Origin of the sequence: Caballeronia udeis (assembly GCF_044909315.1) — a bacterium.
GTDB classification, from domain to species: domain Bacteria; phylum Pseudomonadota; class Gammaproteobacteria; order Burkholderiales; family Burkholderiaceae; genus Caballeronia; species Caballeronia udeis_A.
On record NZ_JBIYEB010000048.1, the window covers coordinates 1 to 17,659 of the forward strand.

Consider the following 17,659-nt stretch of genomic DNA (forward strand, 5'->3'; position numbering starts at 1 on the left):
TTCAGCCGGATAGCCGCTGATAACCCCGCAGGACCGCCGCCCACGATCACGACGTCGTACTCCATGGATTCACGGGGACCGTACTGCTCGATGAGTGCTGCGTTATCCATGGTGTTTTATCGAAGGGCTATGTGATCCATTGCGACTGACACAAGCCGCGCACCCGGAGTTGGTATCGACGACCCGTTTCACGTAGACGGGAATTTTCAGGGACACCGTAGAAACGATCAGGACACCGCACCAGAACCGTATTTGCCTACCAGCAACGCACCGCTCGCGAAACGATCGAGCGAGTACGGCGCGAGCGAGACGTCGGTGGTCTGGCCCAGCGCATGCTGCGCAAGAATTTTTCCGATCCCCGGCGACAGCTTGAAGCCATGCCCGGAAAAACCGAAACCAACGGTCAGTCCTTCTATATCTCCGAGCGCTCCAAGCACGGGATTCCAGTCCGGCGTGACGTCATACACACCCGTCCACGATGAAGCGAGCCCCGCCATTTCGTAGGCGGGAAAGCGTTCGGCAACCTGCGCGCCGACTTCGCCAACATAGTCGAGCGAGATATCGCCTTGCTCGGTTTCAGGGGCATTCAGCGTTTCACCGACCACGCCTTCGGACACCAGCATCTGACTGCCACCGTAGCTGCGGAAATAAAGCATGCCCGGCGAGCCGAGATCCTTGAAGGCGGGCATGCTGAATGTGTAGGGAGCACCGTCGCACTCCAGCGCGAGCACCGTATGCCGTTCCGGTTTGACGGGCAGCGGCACGCCAATCCACTCCGCGAGTTCTGGGGTCCAGATGTTCTGCGTGCTGATCAGCGTCCCGCAACTGAAGGTACCGGCCGACGTTTCAATGCCGGTCACCCGGCGGCCATCGCGCACGAGTCGGGTGACGGTTGTGTTCTCCATGATCTTCACACCGCGCCGGCGAGCCGAGCGCGCGAAGCCGGTCGCGACCAGATAGGCATCGGCGAAACCCGCCTCGGGTTCGTAGCCGATCAAGGCGGCGTCGTCGAAGTGCGCGATCGGCAGCCGCTCACGGGCTTCAGTCCTGGAGAGCAGCTGCACTTCAATACCCATGTTTTGCTGCGCGTCGAGCGAAGCTTGCAGCGGCGCGAGTTTGTCGCCTTCAGGCGCGCAGATCATATAACCGCACTTGACGAGACCGCACGAGGCTTCATCGTCGTCCACATAAGCGGCGAAGTTGTTGAACGCATGCCACGATGAACGCGCGAGCTCCACGTTCTGCCGCACGGAATAGTGCGTGCGCAAAAGTCCCGACGACTGCGAGGTCGTGCCGGCGCCGATCGTGCCGCGATCCACCACGAGCACGCTTTTAGCCCCGAGCGCCGCGAGATGATGGGCAACCGACGCGCCGATAACCCCGGCGCCGATCACGATGAAGTCGTAATGGCTCATGGCACTTCCTGAAAGAAGATCGATGAGCGGATTCTAAGGAGTCGAAATGCTAAGCCGCTTTGTATTAGACAAACTTATGCAGACTGCGCGGATCGCTGCAGACTTTTTTGGCGGTGATTCAAACGGCTGCGATGCAATCGATTTCTATGTCGAATTTTCCCGCCCATGCGGGAACGCAAACGAAGATCCGGGCAGGCTGGTCCTTGGGGAAGTAGCGTACGTAGACCGCGTTGATGGCCGCAAACTTCTCGACCGACGTGCAATACACATTGCACTTCAAGACGTTCTCCAACGACGACCCCGCTGTTTCGAGGCAAAGCTTCAGCTGTTCGAGAGCCAGTTCGGTTTGACGTTCGATCGATGCGTTGACGACTTCGCCCGTGTCGGGATCGAACGGGGGAAGGCCCGAAACATACAGGGTATCGCCATGTCGGGTCATGACGGAGGCGGGTGCGTTCCATCTTTCCAGATACGAGGAAAGGGGTTCGACGCGGATGATTTGTCTGTTCATTGGAACGCTCCTGCGGTGAGGGTCTCGGATGAATGCAGAGTACCCCTGACCTGGCGACCAACGTTTCAGCTCGTGATGAAATGAGAATGTTGCCGGGAGCGCGGACCCCTCTCGCGATTCCCCGCACGCTTTGCATAAGCGCTTGTGATGAACTTTATAAGTGGGCCACCCGGCAGCGTGCGTCGACGCACCAGGCAAGACAAACGGCGCACCGCCATAAGGCGGCAGCGTTTCCCGTACGGCCGGACATGTCTTCCCTCATGATCGCCGGATGGTTTCCTGCTATGAACTTTTAGTTCTCAAAGGGAAACGTGGCACGATCGTTGCATTGCTGTATCGAACAGCGTTTGGCGTCTTCATTCGGCTGCAGCCGGCGGGTACAGGATGATCGACAGGAACTGGATGGGCATCTTGATGAGCTTCTCAGGACCGTGCGGGACATCGCCCTGGAACGTGAGGGTGTCGCCCGGATGCAGGACATAGGTTTGCTGGCCGTGCCGGTATTCAATCACGCCTTTCAGCATGTGAATGAATTCGGTGCCGGGATGCTCGAAGACCGGGAATCTTTCCGCTTCGTCATCCATCGTGATGAGGAACGGTTCGAAGATTTTTTTGGGGCCCTGGTCATAGGCAAGCAGGTGGTAGGTATGACCGCGTTTGGTGCCCTTGCGGACCACCTCCATGCCCGCCCCTTTCTTGACGAACTGAGCGCCACCGTCGGGCACGTCGTAGTTGCGAAATAGAGCGGACATTGACACGCCAAGGGCCTGGGCGATCCGGTTGAGCACGTCGAGTCCGGTCGAAGTCTGGGCATTTTCGATCTTCGACAGCATGCCGCGGCTGATGCCGGCCTGTTCGCAAACCTGTGCAATGGTCAGTCCATGGCGCTGGCGAAGTTCGCGGATGGTCGCACCAAGGTAATGCTCAAGCGGGTTCTTGCGGTCGTCCTCGGTTTGCATTGCACGCCTCATGAGAAAACGGCAGGTTAGCAGATCAGTTGGGGTACATACGTGTGAAGAGTTTCATGACATGAATTATTGTTGCATATCAATAAATTCATGAACATACTGCGAACTTGCTTGTGGATCGCCGCGATGGGTGACTTCCGAGTGGGTCGTAATCGGGCCATGCAAAAGAAGCATGGCTTTTTCAACCAACGATAGACGATGCAGGGAGTCACGATGAACCTGAACGATGGCGGCAACGCGCCGCTCACGGAGTTCGGCACAGAGCTTGGTACCGTCCCGCGTTTTGAATCCGCGCAGGACGCGCAAAGTTGGCTCGCGCAGCAAGGCGTGAAATACGTGCTGGCGCAGTTCGTCGATATCCACGGCGTGGCCAAGGCCAAGTCGGTGCCGGTCGCGCACCTCAACAGCATTCTGACCGCGGGCGCCGGGTTCGCGGGTTTCGCGATCTGGGGCGTGGGCATCGAGCCGAACGGCCCGGACTTCATGGCGGTCGGCGATCTCTCCACCCTCACCACCGTGCCGTGGCAACGCGGTACGGCGCGCATTGTCTGTGAAGGACATGTCAAGGGCGAACCGTGGGCCTACGATGCACGCGTGACGCTTAAAAAGCAGATCACTCGCCTGACCGATCGAAAATGGACCTTGTTTACAGGGCTCGAACCGGAGTTCTCGCTGCTCAAGCGGTCGGTGACGGGCGTGATCGAGCCGTGCGACGCCAGCGATACGCTCGCCAAACCCTGCTACGACTACAAGGGTTTGTCGCGTACCCGTGCGTTCCTGGAAAAGCTCACCGAGTCCATGCGCGCGGCAGGTATCGACGTCTATCAGATCGATCACGAAGACGCGAACGGCCAGTTCGAAATCAACTATACGTACACGGATTGCCTGACCTCCTGCGATCACTTCGTGTTCTTCAAGATGGCGGCGTCCGAGATCGCGAACGAGATGGGCCTGATCTGCTCGTTCATGCCCAAGCCGTTTGCGAACCGCCCGGGCAATGGCATGCACATGCACATGTCGATTGGCGATGGCGAGAGCAATCTTTTCTCAGACAAAAGCGATCCGTCGGGCATGGGCCTGTCGAAGCTGGCCTATCAATTTACGGCTGGCCTGCTGGCTCACGCCCCGGCGCTCACTGCGCTATGCAACCCGACCGTGAACTCATACAAGCGGCTGGTGGTCGGCCGTTCGCTGACCGGCGCTACCTGGGCGCCCGCGTATATCAGCTACGGCGACAACAACCGCTCGACCATGGTGCGCGTGCCGGGAGAGCGCATTGAACTGCGCCTGCCCGACGGCGCGTGCAATCCGTATCTGGCGACGGCCGCCGTGATTGCTGCGGGTCTGGATGGTGTGGACCGCGAGTTGTCGCCCGGCGCGCCGGCTAATGAAAACCTCTACGACTGGTCGCCGGCGAAGCTGCGGGAACATGGCATCGGCGTGTTGCCGCAGAACCTTGAACATGCGCTGGACGCACTCGAGAGCGACCGCCTGATCTGTGATGCGCTGGGTCCTGTCGCCGATGAATTCCTCAAGCTCAAGCGCATGGAGTGGCTCGAATACATGCGGCATGTGTCGGATTGGGAAATGAAAAGCTATCTGGAATTTTTCTGAGGAGAAACACGATGTGCGGAATCGTAGGTTTGCTGGTGAAAACACCGGCACTGCGCGAGCAGCTTGGCGCACTGATGGTGCCAATGCTGATCGGCATGACCGAGCGTGGCCCGGACTCGGCCGGCCTCGCGGTGTTCGGTGAGCCGCTGGACGCCGCCAGGCGAAAACTCAGCCTGTATTCGGGATTCACTCCTGAAGGCGACCGCTTCGACTGGAGCGGGCTGACCGCCGCATTGAACGGCGCCATGAATGTGGGCGCGCGGGTGGAGGCACAAGGCAATCACGCGATCCTGACCTTGCAGGGTGACCCGGAAGCGGTGAAGACCTGGCTGCGCGCCGCATTTCCGAAGGTGTACCTGCTTTCTACGGGACGTTCCATCGATCTGTACAAGGACATCGGCACGCCGGCGCAAGTTGCCGCGCGCTACGACTTCGCGAACCTGAAGGGCTCGCATCTCGTGGGCCATACGCGCATGGCCACCGAGTCGGCGGTCACGCCTGACCGGGCGCATCCGTTCACGGCCGGCGAGGATTTTTGCCTGGTGCATAACGGCTCGCTGTCGAACCCCTATGGCGTGCGCCGCATGCTCGAACCGCAAGGCATTCACTTCGATACCGACAACGATACCGAAGCCGCCTGCCGTTTTCTCGAATGGCGGTTGCGCGAAGGCGATGAATTGCCGGTAGCGCTGCAAAAGGGCTTCGAGGAACTCGACGGTTTCTACACCTTCCTGATGGGCACGTCGACGGAACTGGCGTTGATTCGCGACCCCTTTGCGTGCAAGCCCGCGGTCGTGGCCGAGACTGACGACTATGTGGCAATCGCATCGGAGTTCAGGTCTCTGGCGCACCTGCCCGATATCAAGCATGCCAAAGTTTTTGAGCCCGCACCCGAGGAGATGTACGTATGGAAAGCGTGATCTTTGACCTGGAGAAAGCGTCGGTCCGCGAGGTCAACCAGTTTCTTCATGGTGCGCCCGAGACCCTTGAAGGTCTCCACGTGACGGTCGTTTCGCCGAACGGCGCCCACAATCTGGCGGTCGGCGTGGATGCACCGGTGCAGGTGCTGATCGACGGGCACGCCGGCTATTACGCGGGCGGCATGAACAAATACGCGACGATTATCGTGGAAGGCAGTGCGGGCACGGGCGTCGCGGAAAACATGATGAGCGGCAAGGTGCACGTGAAGGGTTTCGCGTCGAATGGCGCGGGAGCATCGGCGCATGGCGGCCTGCTCGTGATCGACGGCGATGCCGGCCTGCGCTGCGGAATCTCGCTTAAAGGCGGCGACATTGTGGTCGGCGGATCGGTCGGCAGCTTCTCGGCCTTCATGGCGCAGGCGGGCCGCATGGTGATCTGCGGCGACGCAGGCGACGCTCTTGGCGACTCTCTCTACGAAGCCGTGCTGTATGTGCGCGGTTCGGTGAAGTCGCTAGGCGCCGACGCCCAATACGAAGAGATGACCGACGCCGATGTCTCGGCCGTTCGCGACCTGCTGAAAGCGGCGGGACTGAATCACGATCCGATGTCGTTCAGACGGATTGCTTCGGCGCGCAGCCTCTACCACTGGAACGCCGACGCGAACCAGAATTATTGATATTCCGTTATCCTAAGAAGGTCACAATGGAAGCCAAACCGATTCACTTCGCACGGCTGCAGCAAGAAGAGTCAGCAGGTTATGACCGCAGCACGATTGACTATATCCACGGCGCGGCACAGCGCGGACTGTACGAAATCCGCGGCCTCGGCGCGAAGCGCAAGGTGCCCCATTTCGACGACCTGCTGTTTCTCGGCGCGTCGCTGTCGCGTTATCCGCTTGAGGGTTATCGCGAGAAATGCGCAACAAAGACCGTGCTCGGTACGCGCTTTGCAAAGAAGCCCATCGTGCTGGATATCCCGATCACGATTGCAGGGATGAGTTTCGGCGCGCTCTCGGCTAACGTGAAAGAAGCGTTGGGGCAGGCCGCGACCGCAATGGGCACGTCCACCACGACCGGCGATGGCGGCATGACCCAGGAAGAGCGCCGCTCGTCCAAGACGCTGGTGTACCAATGCCTGCCGTCACGCTATGGCTGGAATCCCGACGACGTGCGCCGCGCCGACGCAATTGAAGTGGTGATCGGGCAGGGCGCGAAACCGGGCGGTGGCGGCATGTTGCTTGGGCAGAAGGTCAACCCGCGTGTGGCCGCCATGCGTACGCTGCCCGCCGGCATCGACCAGCGTTCGGCGAGCCGTCATCCCGACTGGACGGGTCCCGATGATCTCGCGATCAAGATCCAGGAGCTGCGCGAGATCACGGATTGGGAAAAGCCGATCTATGTGAAGGTCGGCGCAACGCGCACCTTTAATGACGTGAAACTTGCCGTCCATGCAGGCGCCGACGTGGTCGTGATCGACGGGATGCAAGGCGGCACCGCCGCGACCCAGACGTGTTTTATCGAGAACGTCGGCATTCCGACGCTGGCGGCTGTCCGTCAGGCGGTGGACGCGCTCGAGGACCTGAACATGAAAGGGCAGGTGCAGTTGATCGTGTCGGGCGGGATTCGCACGGGTGCGGATATTGCAAAGGCGCTGGCGATGGGCGCGGATGCCGTGGCGATCGGGCAAGGCATGCTGATGGCGCTCGGCTGCAACAGCGATACCTATTTCCAGAACGGTGGCCTGCATTCTGCGGCGGCTGACTATGCGGCACTGGGCACGTCGGCGGGTTTTTGCCATCACTGCCATACCGGCAAATGCCCGGTGGGTGTCACCACGCAAGACACGTTGCTGGAACAGCGCGTGCAGCCGGAAGAAGGCTCGCGCCGGGTACGCAATTACCTGAAGACGCTGAACATGGAACTGACGACCATCGCACGGGCCTGCGGCAAGCAGAATGTCCATCATCTGGAGCCTGAGGATCTGGTCGCGTTGACGGTCGAAGCGGCTGCCATGGCGCGGGTGCCGCTGGCGGGTACTTCATGGATCCCGGGTTTGACCTGAGTAACAACGCCTGAGTAGCAACCTCAGTCGAGGCACGTTGGATCCTGAATCGCCGTGATCAGCAGTTCAAGAAGCGCGGCCACGGCCTTGGGCAGCGTACGCCCGGCCATGGTCTGAACCTGGAGTGTCCGCTGATGCAATTCAGGGTTGCTGATGGGCACGATCGCCAGATTGTCCGGCTTGAGGCGGCTGCGCACGGTCAGGTAGCCGACCAGCGTGACCGCGTTCGTTTGCTGCACGAAGCTCTGGAGGGCGCTGCCGTAATTGCTCACGAACACGGGCTCGAAGCTCAGGCCTTCAAGGCTGCAGGCAATATCGAATAATTGCCTGACGGTCACACCTTCGTCGAATATTGCCAGCGGCCAGGGTTTCAAATCGGCGAGCGAGACAGATGACTGCTGCGCCAGCGGATGGTCTTGACCGACCAGCGCGAAGATGGGCGCCCTATGCGCGTAGTGCACGCTGACGTCCTTTTCCGGCGCAACGCTGAAGCACACGGCAATATCCGCGGTGCCGTCACGCACCCGCTGCGTGGCTTCGGTCGGCGTGTCCACATCGAGTTGAAAATGCGCCGCCGGCCAGGTCTTCAGGAAGTGCGCGAAAACCTGCGGCAGGAAGTCCCGCGCAACGCCTTCGGAACTCGACACGCGGATCGTCGCGCGACGGTCCGTCGTCAAGCCGCGAATCTCTTCGGTCACCCGATCCTGCTCCATCAGGCTGCGGTGCGCATGCGCGGCCAGCAGGCGTCCCGCCTCGCTCAGCACCATGCCTCGCGGCCGCCGCTCGAACAGCGGCACGCCCATCTCGTCCTCCAGCTTTGCAATCTGCCGGCTCAGCGCCGACACGGCGACGAACAGCCGCTCGGACGCTTTGCTCAGCGAGCCGCTTCGTGCGACTTCCAGAAAATAACGCAGCGCGGTGGTTTGCATGACGCATGCCTTGTAGGAGCTTTGCCGTTTCGGCAACGGAATCTGCCAAATATTGTCATTGTCCATAAATATCGGCGGTATCAAGATCGCGTCATCGATTTCCCGAACCAGAAGATGCACGCCTTTAGCCTGCTAAATCGGAGACCAGAAGTGACACGCGAGTCTGCTATTCAAGCTGCGGCCGATCTGTACGATTCCGGCATTTTTCTCGAAGACCTGCGTCGCCGCGTGGCGATGCGCACGGAAAGCCAGGAGCCTGAAAGCGGCCCCTTGCTGAGCGCGTATCTCAGCGAGGAGATCGCGCCTCTTCTGGCCGAACTCGGTTTCACGTTCAGGCTCGTCGACAATCCCGCGAAGGGTTCGGGGCCGTTCCTGGTTGCTCATCGTCACGAAAGCGATGACGTGCCGACAATCCTGACCTACGGGCATGGCGACGTCGTACGGGGCTATGACGCACAGTGGCGCGATGGCATGTCGCCATGGCAAGTTACCGTTGCCGGCGATCACTGGTACGGACGTGGCACGGCGGACAACAAGGGCCAGCACAGCATCAACCTGGCTGCGCTCAAGGCCGTGCTCGACGCGCGGGGCGGACGGCTCGGCTTCAACCTGAAGCTGCTGGTGGAAACCGGCGAGGAGGTGGGCTCGCCCGGCCTGCATGCGGTGTGCGAGATGCTTCGCGACGAGTTGAGCGCTGACGTACTGATTGCCTCCGATGGCCCGCGCCTGGGCGCCGCGCACCCCACGATCTTTCTCGGTTCCCGAGGCGTGGTGAATTTCAAGCTCGATGTAAGCCTGCGTGAAGGCGGCCATCATTCGGGCAACTGGGGCGGTTTGTTGCGCAATCCGGCCATAGTGCTGGCGAGCGCGATTGCGTCGATGGTCGATGCCAATGGGCGCATCCTGGTTGAAGGTCTCAGGCCGCCCGAAGTGCCGCAAGCGGTGCGGCGCGCGCTGGACGGCATTACCGTTGGCGGCAATCCGGGCGAACCGGAAGTCGACACAGGTTATGGCGAACCCGGCCTCACGCCGGCTGAACGCGTATTCGGCTGGAACAACATGGAGGTGCTGGCGTTCCGGACCGGCAATCCCGAGAAGCCGGTCAATGCAATTCCGCCGCACGCATTCGCGTACATGCAGATCCGCTTCGTGGTCGGAACGGACTGGAAAAACCTCGAGCAGATCGTGCGTCGCCATCTGGATCAACGAGGTTTCGAAAGGGTCAGCGTCGAGGTCGACCGGGGTACGCCCGCCACGCGCGTGGACCCCGACAACGCCTGGGTGCAATGGGCCGTGCGCTCGCTCAAGCAGACCACCGGCCGGGCGCCCGTGCTCCTGCCGAACCTGGGAGGCACGCTGCCCAATGATGTCTTTTCGGACATCCTCGGCATGCCCACGCTATGGGTGCCGCATTCGTATCCCGGCTGCTCGCAGCACGCACCCAATGAGCATTTGCTTGGAAGTGTCGTGCGCGAGGGGCTGTGCATCATGGCCGGGTTGTTCTGGGACCTGGGCGAATCTGACCATCCCGCCTTCGTGCGGAGGAGCGCCTGATGAGCACCGACTCCGCCGCCACCGGTTTGCCCGCAACACGACGACATGCCAGCATCTACAAGCTGATTGTCGCGACATCCATAGGTAACGCGCTCGAGTTCTACGATCTCGTGGTCTATGGCTACTTTGCATCGACGTTATCGAAACTGTTCTTTCCGACCACCGATAAAACCGTGTCGCTGCTGCTGACGCTCGGCACCTTTGCGCTCTCGTATCTCGCGCGGCCGGTGGGCGCGTTCGTGCTGGGGTCGTACAGCGACCGCAAGGGCCGCAAGGCGTCACTAACGCTTTCCATAGCCATGATGACGCTTGGGACCGGCATGGTCGCGCTGATGCCCGGCTACGCGACCATTGGTTTGCTCGCGCCCATCGGCATCTTCGCGTCGCGGCTGTTGCAGGGATTTTCGGCGGGCGGCGAGTTCGGCAGTTCCACGGCTTTCCTCACCGAGCATGCGCCCGCGCGCAGCGGTTTCATGGCGAGCTGGCAGTTCGCGAGCCAGGGCGCCAGCGTGCTGGTTGCGTCGGCGTTTGGCGCGGTGCTGACCAGCACGCTTACACCGGCGCAACTTGAAGGCTGGGGCTGGCGCATACCGTTTTTGTTCGGCATCCTGATCGGTCCGGTGGGTTGGTATATCCGCCGCCACGTCGATGAAACCCCGGAGTTCGAACGCACGGAGCGCTCCGCTTCGCCCATTCGCGAAGTGATGACTACGCAGAAGGAACGGATGCTGGTGTGTATCGGTTCGCTCGTGCTGACGACCACGGCGAACTACATGCTGCTCTACATGCCGACATACGCAAGCAGGCAGCTTGGCCTTGCGCCTTCCTATGGATTTATCGCGACGCTGGCAGCGGGTTTTATCGTCATGGTGCTGACACCGATGGTCGGCCACTGGTCCGATAAAGTGGGCCGCACCCGCATCATGCTTGGCGCAGGGTCGCTCTTTTTCGTGACCATATATCCGGCGTTCATGTTCATGAATGCTCATCCGTCGCTGCTCACGCTTCTCGCCGCGGTCATCTGGGTCGCGGTACTCAAGGCCGTCTATTTCGCGCCCATTCCCGCGTTGATGTCGGACCTGTTTCCGGTTCGCACACGCACTACCGGCATGGCGGTCGGCTACAACGTGGGCACGACGGTCTTCGGCGGATTCACGCCGCTTGCGGTGGCTTCGCTGATTGCGGTCACCGGCAATAACCTGGCGCCCGGCCTCTATCTGATGCTCGCGGCCATCATCAGTCTCTTCACGCTGCTGTGGGCGCGAACGCGCTTGAAAGTGCATTGAACCGTTGGACGAAATTTTCTGGACATGACCGATATGAAGGATTTGCAGCAAGCCATACAGTTCGCGATAGATCATGAATCGCTGTGGGACCGCAATGTCGACGGCGCCTGGGGCGTGCATGTTAACGACCCGCCGCCGTGGAACCGGCTGCTCGGCCCGGTGCACGATCGCGGTCCCGTTTCCGGCGCGATTTCCGTCGATGGCAAGGTGCTCACGACCTGGGGAGAACCGGATCGGGTCGACCTGACGTTCAGCATCGCCAAGACCTACCTTGCCTTGCTGGCGGGCGTGGCGTTCGACCGCGGCTTGCTGCCGGACGTAAGCGAGCCGGTGCATATACGCGTGCCGGGTATTGGCTTCGATGATAAGCACAACGCCCGCATCACCTGGGCACATCTGCTTCAGCAGACGAGCGAATGGCGAGGCGAGTGCTTCGGATTGTCAGATCAGGCGGACCATTTTCGTGCAGTGACCTTCGGCCGCGCGCCCGACGGCAAGAAGGGCGACCTGCGGCAAGTGCAGGCACCCGGCACGTACTGGGAATACAATGACGTGCGCATCAACCAGTTCTCGCTGGCGTTGCTGCATCTGTTCGGCCGGCCGTTGCCGGAGGTGTTTCGCGAGGCGATCATGGAGCCGCTTGGCGCCAGTGAAGACTGGCAATGGGTGGGCTATGACCATGCCTGGATCGAACTCAACGGGCAGCGCATGCAATCGGTGCCAGGCGGGACACACTGGGGTGGCGGGCTGTCGATCAGCGCGAACGATCAACTCAAGGTCGCGCGTCTTTTTATCGATGACGGGCTGGTGAACGGGCGCCGGATCATCTCGCGTGAATGGCTCGCGCGCATGCGAGCGCCTTGCGCGCTTGCGCCGTACTACGGTTATCTCGTGTGGCTCAATCATGAGCGCCGTGTGTTTCCGAGCCTGCCGGCGTCGAGCTATTTTGCAATTGGCGCGGGCAGTTCGTTCACCTGGATCGAACCTGAGCGAAAGATGGCGGTGGTGGTCCGCTGGCTGAACTCCGCTCACGCCGACGAGTTTTTCGGACTGGTGTTGAAAGGCGTGGATGAGGTCGTGGGGCGTTGAGCTGCTGGCGATCATGGCGAAGGGCAACGAACGATCGGGAAGATCTCCGTCGCGCTTCGCTTGCAGTTCGGCTTACAGAGCTCGGCTTACATCAAGGCTTCGCGTCCTCTGCTGCTGGATCCTTGGGTGGAGCAAAGCGGCTTTGTACGGCGACAAGCTGGTCATCGGTAGTCGCCACCAGCCACAGACGTGCGTGCTGCACGATCAGGCGGTTGTGATCCTTCAACGGACCCATGGCGCTGGCAGCTTTCCAGACTACCGGGCCTATCTTGCTTTTCCTGCCCGACGGTGCGCCTACCAGCAGGCAATAAGGTCCCAGCGGAAGAGAGACGTAGGGAAGTCCCGGGTTGGTACGTGTGCGCCAGTCGATGAAGGGCGTCTCGCTGATCAACAGCGGCGTGGGCAATCCGTACAGCACGCTGAAATCGTATAGCGCCAGTTGTTCACGCATGCCGACATAAATGCGCCGGATATCCTCGACCACCGCCGCGCGGATTTCGTCGTCGAACATGGCCTCTTCCGCGTAGCGGGCCGTTGCCTCGCGAGCCTCCAGTTGATACGCGCTGTAGAGGCCGAGTTCCACGCAGTCCTGCACGGCGCGCTGGACCTCCGCTACCGAGCCTGCATCTTCCGGCGTGCCTAACTGTGCAGCCCGCAAGAACCGCGCAAGTCCAGCGTCAAGGATCGCGAGGCTCTCCGCGGGCGCATCGGTGGCCGCGTCCTTATCGAGGGGCACGTAGATATAGGGCTCGGCCGCGAAATGCGATTTCTTGCCTTCATCGAACTTGATTTCGCCATCGGTGCAGTCCAGATAGCGAGTCCCAATTCGACCATGTTCCCAAACCCAGTTCTTAAGGAACGGGCGGAGTGGATGCAGTTTGTCTTGTTCAGCCATTGAAACCTCCAGGGAGGCCAGTATAGTTCCAAGCCGCCGATTGTCCACCGGGAAGCCGGGTGGCCGGAGTGCTTGCCCGCCAACCAACATGAGTGCATAACGGACTTATGCCGAAAGTCCGCCCGCATGTTCGGTGCATGGCTCTTCGCGCTGAGGGACAACGCAGGAACGGCCCGCCGCACCCTCCTCAGCATTCGGCCATACCAGCGCCTCGAATTGATCAGGCGCAACCGGTTCGGAATACAAGAAACCCTGGGCAAAATCACAGCCTACGGAGATGAGGAAATCGCGTTGCTCGATCGTCTCGACCCCTTCCGCAATGACCTGTAATCCCAGTTTGTGTGCGAGCACGACCATGGCTTCGCAAAGCGCCTGGTTGTCCGGGTCGAAGGAGAGGTTCTGGACGAATGAGCGATCGATCTTGAGGTAGTCGATGTCGAAGCGCTTGAGATAGGCGAGGGACGAGTAACCCGTCCCGAAGTCGTCGATCGAGATCCGGATCCCGGCATCGCGGAAGGTCAGGAGTTTCTCGTTCAATCCGGCATCCAGCAGCAAGCCCTCGGTTATTTCAACCGCAACACTCTCCCCGGGCAAGCCTTCCCGGATGAGATAGTCGGACCATTGGGTGCAAACCATGCTGTCCTGACGAATCTGCACGGGAGACATGTTGACGCTGATCTGGAAAGACGGATGGAACCGGTTGCGCCATTCACGGACCTGATGCACGGCCTGCTTGAACACCCAGTCGCTGATTGGAACAATCAGCCCGGTGTCTTCGGCCAATGGAATGAACTCCACCGGGCTGATCGTGCCGCGTTCGGGGTGCTGCCAGCGGATCAGTGCCTCGGCTTTGTAAATGGCGCCGGTCGCCAGGTGAGCGATGGGCTGGTAATAGACCTCGAACTGGTCGCCATGCAGGGCGGCACGCAGATCGTTCATGAGACGCCGGCGATTTTCCGCCGCCACTTGCAAGTCGGGCGTGAAGTAGCTGAAACGGTTGCGCCCGGCGTTTTTGGCGGCATACATGGCCTGGTCAGCGTTCTTGAAAAGAACATCGAGTTCGCTTGCGTCGTTGGGGTAAAGCGTGACGCCGGCGCTGGCGGAAATGAATGCCTCGTCCGGGCCGAGCTTGAAGGGTTCGGCCAGCGTCGTGATGATGGTCTTCGCGATTCGCTCAATACTTTCGGTGTCGTCCAGATTGGACAGGATGACGGTGAACTCGTCACCGCCAAGACGAGCGACGGTGTCGGATTCGCGCACGCATGAAGTGATGCGGCGGGCAGCCTCGATCAGCAGGATGTCCCCTGTGTCGTGGCCCAGTGAGTCATTGACCTCCTTGAAACGATCCAGGTCGATCAGCATCAACGCCATGGATCGTCCGGAGCCATGTGACATCCTGGCTTCATGGTCGAGACGGTCATGAAACAATTGACGGTTCGGAAGCTGGGTCAGCGCATCGAAATTGGCCTGTCTCCAGATGGTCGCCTCGAACGCCATCCGGTCCGACAGGTCACGACCGATAGCCAGCACCGAGTTCACCTTGCCCGACCGGTCAATCTCCGGTGTCAGGCGGATATGGGCGCATTGTTCCTGTCCATCCTTGCTGGCCCATCTCAACTCGAATTGCCCGCTTTTTCCGCTTGAGATGGCTTCGCTTATCTTCTTCTCGTAGATGAGGGCATTGGCACCGCCGGGGATCTCCGAGGGCCGCTTGCCGAGTGATTCGCCGAGGCTGCGCCCCACCGAGGCACAGAAGGCGGGATTGGCGTAAATGCGGCGGAGATCGCGGCCGTAGCGGGTAATCGTGTCCGGCGAGTTCTCGATCAACGTTCGCGACTCCTGTTCCCTCGTGACGAGTTCTGCCGTTCGATTGACGACGGTCTGCTCGAGGGACGCATTGATCTCGTTGATCTTCTGGATCTTCTGCCTGATCGCCGCACTCATTCTTTCAAAACGCTGCGCCAGCCTGCCCAGTTCATCCTTACCGCCGGCATCGCCGTGCGTTTCTGCAAGCACCTCCGCCTCGGCTCCCGCATCGTTACCTGTATCGTGCATCTTTCGCACGAGTTCCTTAAGCGGCGCCGATATGCTGTGGGAAATGAAGTACGCCAGGAAGATCGAGAGCAGGAACCCCGAGATGCCGACCAGTACGATCTGGTTGCGCACGGACTGGGCTTCCGCCATCAGCTTCTTTTCCGGAACCGTGCTGACCACAAACCATGTCGTGCCGGGAATGCTGCTGTAGGCGGCCAGGTAACGCTCCCCGCGCTTGCCCTCGAAGTCGACGAAACCACCCGGCTCGTGTGGCGCGTTGCTTGCGATCTTTGCAATCAGGCCGGGTTCGACTGCCCCGTCGGGGTTCGTCGAGGTGCCGTCGGCACGGACGATCAGCTTGTTATTGCTGGCATCGATAACGCAGATTTGGGTTCCGCTTCCCAAGGCGACGTCATTGAAAATAGTCGAGAAATGTTCGGGGCGAATCACCAGGACCAGCGTGCCGATGCGCCGGTTGTTGCTCTTGCCTATGATGGCACGCACCATGCCGAGGTTTTGCTGGCCAACGCCATTGTCGTAACTGCCCCAGTAAGGGCGGCCATTCTGAGCGGGGGCCAGCTCGACCAGGCGCATCACACCCCGGGTCAGTTGCGCGAACGCCTGGGTGTCCATGATCCGGTTGTTCTTGTCGAGCAGGTATTTCTGGTTGATGAAATCAACCGATCCGTAGTGCTCCAGAAGCAAGCGGGTCATATCCTGATGCGCTTCGCTCTGCTCTTTTGCGCTGCCGTGCGCAACCCGTGTCAGGGCGCCCTGAACTTGATCGGAGAGCACAACCACGCTGCTTTCCGTCTCGATCTGCTCCATGAGCAACGAGATGTTCTTGGACACCTGCTTGACCACTTCCTTCGAGAATATCTCCGCCTTGTCCCTGATCGCTTCGGTCGATTCTACATATGATATGTAACCCGAAATAAGTATGGGTATCAGGGAAAGCAGGATGAACGCGGTGATCAGCCGGTAACGAATTTCTATCCGGCGCAGCAGATCCAGCGAGAGGTAGGCGAACGTACCTCTCAGCCTGTTTAGCAGCGCGCCAATGAGTGAGCTCATTTGTAATGCATCTTCGCTTCGTTCTTGACGGACTCGTCCAGGAGTCTGGCTGCCTGCCTGGGCGTGATCTTCTTGAACAGCACATCCTGCATCAACCGATGCACCCGCTCGATCGAGTTGGAGGGGAGAACCGAATAGTACGGGCTGGAGGTCACCGGAAAGCGACTGACCCGGTTCGTGTAGTCAACAATCTTCTGGTCGCTCACAATCGCTCCCGGGGCTTGCTTGAATGGGGGGATGTTCTGGCGTTTCCTTTGCAGGATCGAGAACCCCTTCCCGGCGATGAATTCGAGAAAACGCATGGCTGCGGCCTTGTTGGGAGTCTCGCACACCGCAAACCCGGTTTCACTGCCAATGACAGGCACCACCCGCTCGCCGGGTGCATTCCAGGGCGGAATAAACACACCGACGTCGAAAGGATTGCCGTGCAGCAGCAGGCCGGCGGCCCAACTGCCGTGAAACGCCATCGCGACCTTGCCTTCCTTGAACAGCCGTATGCCCTCATCGTAATCCGTCGCCATGAACTCGTCCTGAACGTAACCACGCTCCGGCAACAGCAGGATCTTGGCAAAGATATCGGCGACCTGAGGCGTGTTCAGATCCAGCGTGCCGTCGCCCATTTTCCGCTTCCAGTCCGGCTCGCGTGTCACCACGTTGTTGGCAAAGCCAGAACTGAAGGGGCCGTTGCCGAGCATGTTCGGGAAACCGCCGTTCCACATGATGGGTGTAAAGCCCGCGCGTTTGAGCTGCTCGCAAACCATCAGGAACTCGTGGAAATTGGTTGGCAGTTGCTTGATACCTGCCTTCGCGAACATGGCCTGGTTGTAGTAGATCAGCGTTGTAGCCACGCCGCCGGATATTCCAAAATTCCTGGATTGACGACTGGTCCAGTCCCCCTTGAGAGGGTCGAGCATGTTGTTCCATGCCGCTGTCCCGCTGACGTCTGCCAGGATGTGTTGATCGGCCAGTTCAGCCGCGTAGGCATTAGGGTTGACACTTAGCAGATCAGGCAAGTTGCCGGAGGCGATCCGGGGCTTGATATTTTCTTCGACCGAATTGCCGATCATGAACTGCACATTCACGCTGATGTCCGGATTGAGCCTGGTGAATTCAGCGGCAATCTGGAGCATCTGCTCCGGCCAGTCCGGCGCCCATATCAACGCGGTAATGGTAGTCCTGGCCGGCGCGGTTGCACTGGCAGAAGAGGGGGCTTGCTGGTGACAACCGGACAACGACATGAGAATGAGGGTGACCAGACCAGACAGCAGGAGGGCAAACTCAATTCGTCGCACTTGAGGGGCCACTTTA

General features: G+C 60.2%; 14 protein-coding genes. 7 read left to right on the plus strand and 7 right to left on the minus strand.

The genetic code is table 11. The features are described 5' to 3' along the window. Positions 1 to 227: 227 nt before the first annotated feature. The 3 genes from ABH944_RS41470 to ABH944_RS41480 form a co-directional block, all read right to left on the minus strand. Entirely contained in the window at positions 228 to 1,415 is a 1,188-nt protein-coding gene (locus ABH944_RS41470; protein ID WP_404614777.1) for an NAD(P)/FAD-dependent oxidoreductase, read from the minus strand. A 118-nt stretch (positions 1,416 to 1,533) separates the two neighbouring features. Then, entirely contained in the window at positions 1,534 to 1,926 is a 393-nt protein-coding gene (locus ABH944_RS41475; RefSeq protein WP_404614775.1) for a RidA family protein, read from the minus strand. A 356-nt stretch (positions 1,927 to 2,282) separates the two neighbouring features. Beyond that, positions 2,283 to 2,885, minus strand: coding sequence for a helix-turn-helix domain-containing protein (locus tag ABH944_RS41480; protein ID WP_404614773.1), 603 nt, complete (start codon positions 2,883 to 2,885; stop codon positions 2,283 to 2,285). 222 nt (positions 2,886 to 3,107) lie between these two features. Here ABH944_RS41480 and glnT point away from each other — a divergent pair, with 222 nt between their 5' ends. From glnT to ABH944_RS41500, 4 genes are read left to right on the plus strand one after another with little or no spacing between them, the layout of a single operon-like run. Continuing rightward, positions 3,108 to 4,508: a type III glutamate--ammonia ligase gene (glnT, locus tag ABH944_RS41485; protein ID WP_404614771.1), complete on the plus strand. Its 1,401-nt coding sequence runs from the start codon at positions 3,108 to 3,110 to the stop codon at positions 4,506 to 4,508. Positions 4,509 to 4,519: 11 nt separating this feature from the next. After that, positions 4,520 to 5,428 carry a class II glutamine amidotransferase domain-containing protein gene (locus ABH944_RS41490; RefSeq protein ID WP_404614769.1) on the plus strand — a complete coding sequence of 303 codons (909 nt, stop codon included), beginning with the start codon at positions 4,520 to 4,522 and terminating at the stop codon, positions 5,426 to 5,428. Further along, on the plus strand, positions 5,416 to 6,105 hold the full coding sequence (locus ABH944_RS41495) for a GltB/FmdC/FwdC-like GXGXG domain-containing protein (RefSeq protein WP_404614767.1): 690 nt from the start codon (positions 5,416 to 5,418) through the stop codon (positions 6,103 to 6,105). The genes ABH944_RS41490 and ABH944_RS41495 overlap by 13 nt, the downstream gene beginning before the upstream one ends. A gap of 26 nt (positions 6,106 to 6,131) precedes the next feature. After that, positions 6,132 to 7,490 (plus strand): FMN-binding glutamate synthase family protein, encoded by a 1,359-nt coding sequence (locus tag ABH944_RS41500; RefSeq protein WP_404614766.1) that lies wholly within the window; start codon positions 6,132 to 6,134, stop codon positions 7,488 to 7,490. 23 nt (positions 7,491 to 7,513) lie between these two features. Here the strand turns inward: ABH944_RS41500 and ABH944_RS41505 are convergent, their stop codons facing one another. Continuing rightward, positions 7,514 to 8,419: a LysR family transcriptional regulator gene (locus ABH944_RS41505; RefSeq protein ID WP_404614764.1), complete on the minus strand. Its 906-nt coding sequence runs from the start codon at positions 8,417 to 8,419 to the stop codon at positions 7,514 to 7,516. Between the two features lie 150 nt (positions 8,420 to 8,569). On the opposite strand from ABH944_RS41505, the gene ABH944_RS41510 reads away from it, so the two are divergent. From ABH944_RS41510 to ABH944_RS41520, 3 genes are read left to right on the plus strand one after another with little or no spacing between them, the layout of a single operon-like run. After that, positions 8,570 to 9,973, plus strand: a complete 1,404-nt coding sequence (locus tag ABH944_RS41510) for a M20 family metallopeptidase (RefSeq protein ID WP_404614762.1) — start codon at positions 8,570 to 8,572, stop codon at positions 9,971 to 9,973. Then, on the plus strand, positions 9,973 to 11,259 hold the full coding sequence (locus ABH944_RS41515) for an MFS transporter (RefSeq protein ID WP_404614760.1): 1,287 nt from the start codon (positions 9,973 to 9,975) through the stop codon (positions 11,257 to 11,259). Before ABH944_RS41510 ends, ABH944_RS41515 begins: the two co-directional genes overlap by 1 nt. 24 nt (positions 11,260 to 11,283) lie before the next feature. Continuing rightward, positions 11,284 to 12,348 (plus strand): serine hydrolase domain-containing protein, encoded by a 1,065-nt coding sequence (locus ABH944_RS41520; protein ID WP_404614758.1) that lies wholly within the window; start codon positions 11,284 to 11,286, stop codon positions 12,346 to 12,348. A 91-nt stretch (positions 12,349 to 12,439) separates the two neighbouring features. Here the strand turns inward: ABH944_RS41520 and ABH944_RS41525 are convergent, their stop codons facing one another. From ABH944_RS41525 to ABH944_RS41535, 3 genes are all read right to left on the minus strand, one after another. Then, complete coding sequence (locus tag ABH944_RS41525) at positions 12,440 to 13,243, minus strand: hypothetical protein (protein WP_404614756.1); 804 nt, start codon at positions 13,241 to 13,243, stop codon at positions 12,440 to 12,442. Positions 13,244 to 13,348: 105 nt separating this feature from the next. Continuing rightward, complete coding sequence (locus tag ABH944_RS41530; RefSeq protein WP_404614754.1) at positions 13,349 to 16,351, minus strand: bifunctional diguanylate cyclase/phosphodiesterase; 3,003 nt, start codon at positions 16,349 to 16,351, stop codon at positions 13,349 to 13,351. Further along, a complete protein-coding gene (locus tag ABH944_RS41535) occupies positions 16,348 to 17,589 on the minus strand; it encodes an ABC transporter substrate-binding protein (RefSeq protein ID WP_404614780.1) in 1,242 nt (413 codons plus the stop codon). The genes ABH944_RS41530 and ABH944_RS41535 overlap by 4 nt, the downstream gene beginning before the upstream one ends. Positions 17,590 to 17,659: the final 70 nt, after the last annotated feature.

Coding starts and splice junctions, on each gene's coding strand:
- ABH944_RS41470 (WP_404614777.1), bottom strand. CDS start 1,415: ATGAGCCATTACGACTTCATCGTGATCGGCGCCGGGGTTATCGGCGCG.
- ABH944_RS41475 (WP_404614775.1), bottom strand. CDS start 1,926: ATGAACAGACAAATCATCCGCGTCGAACCCCTTTCCTCGTATCTGGAA.
- ABH944_RS41480 (WP_404614773.1), bottom strand. CDS start 2,885: ATGCAAACCGAGGACGACCGCAAGAACCCGCTTGAGCATTACCTTGGT.
- glnT (WP_404614771.1), top strand. CDS start 3,108: ATGAACCTGAACGATGGCGGCAACGCGCCGCTCACGGAGTTCGGCACA.
- ABH944_RS41490 (WP_404614769.1), top strand. CDS start 4,520: ATGTGCGGAATCGTAGGTTTGCTGGTGAAAACACCGGCACTGCGCGAG.
- ABH944_RS41495 (WP_404614767.1), top strand. CDS start 5,416: ATGGAAAGCGTGATCTTTGACCTGGAGAAAGCGTCGGTCCGCGAGGTC.
- ABH944_RS41500 (WP_404614766.1), top strand. CDS start 6,132: ATGGAAGCCAAACCGATTCACTTCGCACGGCTGCAGCAAGAAGAGTCA.
- ABH944_RS41505 (WP_404614764.1), bottom strand. CDS start 8,419: ATGCAAACCACCGCGCTGCGTTATTTTCTGGAAGTCGCACGAAGCGGC.
- ABH944_RS41515 (WP_404614760.1), top strand. CDS start 9,973: ATGAGCACCGACTCCGCCGCCACCGGTTTGCCCGCAACACGACGACAT.
- ABH944_RS41520 (WP_404614758.1), top strand. CDS start 11,284: ATGACCGATATGAAGGATTTGCAGCAAGCCATACAGTTCGCGATAGAT.
- ABH944_RS41525 (WP_404614756.1), bottom strand. CDS start 13,243: ATGGCTGAACAAGACAAACTGCATCCACTCCGCCCGTTCCTTAAGAAC.
- ABH944_RS41530 (WP_404614754.1), bottom strand. CDS start 16,351: ATGAGCTCACTCATTGGCGCGCTGCTAAACAGGCTGAGAGGTACGTTC.
- ABH944_RS41535 (WP_404614780.1), bottom strand. CDS start 17,589: ATGTCGTTGTCCGGTTGTCACCAGCAAGCCCCCTCTTCTGCCAGTGCA.